The organism is Streptomyces sparsus (genome assembly GCF_054776295.1).
On sequence record NZ_BAAHCA010001128.1, the window covers coordinates 1 to 1,408 of the forward strand.

At 73.4% G+C, this 1,408-nt stretch carries 1 protein-coding gene; it reads right to left on the minus strand.

The features are described 5' to 3' along the window. Nucleotides 1–29: 29 nt before the first annotated feature. On the minus strand, nucleotides 30–1,166 hold the full coding sequence (locus tag ACYVE9_RS26860) for a lytic polysaccharide monooxygenase auxiliary activity family 9 protein (protein ID WP_461030494.1): 1,137 nt from the start codon (nucleotides 1,164–1,166) through the stop codon (nucleotides 30–32). Between the last annotated feature and the right edge of the window lie 242 nt (nucleotides 1,167–1,408).

The following is a 1,408-nucleotide window of genomic DNA, read 5'->3' on the forward strand; positions in this document are numbered from 1 at the left end:
TCCACCGCGGTGGCTCATCCGCGGTGGTTTCAGCCGCGGTGGCGGCCCAGTGCCCGGCGGCGCAGGGTCACGAAGACCATGCCGACTCCCAGGGCCAGGGCCGCGGCGCCGCCCGCGGCGATCATCGTGGTGCTCTCCTCGCCCCCGGTCTCCGCGAGGTTGACCTGCTCAGCCGAGACCTTCTCCTGGTCCGCACCCGAGCCGCCCGCGCCGGAACCGCCCCCGGCGGGGGCGTCCGTCGTGTTCCCGGCCGGCTCCGGCTCGCTGCCGGCGGACTTGGGCTCGGGCCCGCCCTGTTCCTGCGGCGCCTCCGCCTCCTTGTCACCACCGTGACCGTCGTGGTCCACGGTGGACTTGTCACGGTTCTGCTCGACCTGCTCCTCGGTCGGCGCGCTGGGCCCGGCCTCCGGCTTGCCGGTGCTGTCGCCACCGCCCGTGCCGTTGCCGCCCGAGCCGTCCGTGCCGGAACCGTCCCCGGTGGGGGCGTCCGTCCCGCTGCCGGAGCCGCCGCTCGTCCCGCTGCCGCCGCTGTCGGCGCCGAAGGTGACGTCGGAGCAGGTGTAGAAGGCCTCCGGGCTGTCCGAGCGCTGCCAGATGCTGTAGATCAGGTGCCGCCCGGACTTCTTCGGCACGGTGCCCCGGAAGACGTAGGCGCCGTCCTCCAACTGCGGGTCGGTCGCCTTCGCGAAGGGCGCGGTCTCCAGGTCCGACCAGGTGAGCGGCTTGGACGGGTCGTAGCCGTCCTTGGTGACGTAGAGCTCGAAGGAGCCCTTGTGCGGGGCGGTCGCCTTGTAGCGGAAGGTGTGCGCGCCGCCGGTGATCGGCGACGCCGGCCAGTCGGCCCGGGCCAGGTCCAGCCCCCGGTACTTGTCACGCCCGGCGGAGCACAGCTTGCCGTCGGGAATGATCTGGCGGTGCCGGCCGGCGGCGTCACCGATGTTGACCTCGTTCCAGTCGTAGAACGCCTGGGTTCCGCTGGCGGCGACGGCGGCCTTGCACGCTGCCGACTTCGGGTTCTCCGGCCCCTCGGCGAAGCAGGCCGCCACCCGGCTCACCGGGTCCGACATCGAGCCGTGCGCGGCGGCCGGTGACGCGGTGAGGCCGGTCAGGGCGAGCGGGGCGACGCCCAGTACGGCTATCGCGGCGGCCTTGCGGCGAGCGGTCATCGAGGTGGCTCCTTCGAACGTGGGAGGTGCGGGCGCCCGTGGCCGGAACCGGGGCGACTGCTCCGGTGCGGGCGCGGTGCTCCGCGCCGGTACCGGGCAGTTGGCACGCTAGCCCCGACGACCAGCGGTCTCGGCCTTCCGGACCGGTCTCGGGTGATCTTTATGACCCCCTTAAGGAGCCGCTCAAAGCCGGTTAAGGACGGGGCGTGGCGCACGCCTTTCGAAGCCGGCCGGGGCGGAGG

Bases quoted from the DNA above. Each gene is read 5' to 3' on its own strand.
- ACYVE9_RS26860 (WP_461030494.1), bottom strand. From the start codon at position 1,166: ATGACCGCTCGCCGCAAGGCCGCCGCGATAGCCGTACTGGGCGTCGCC.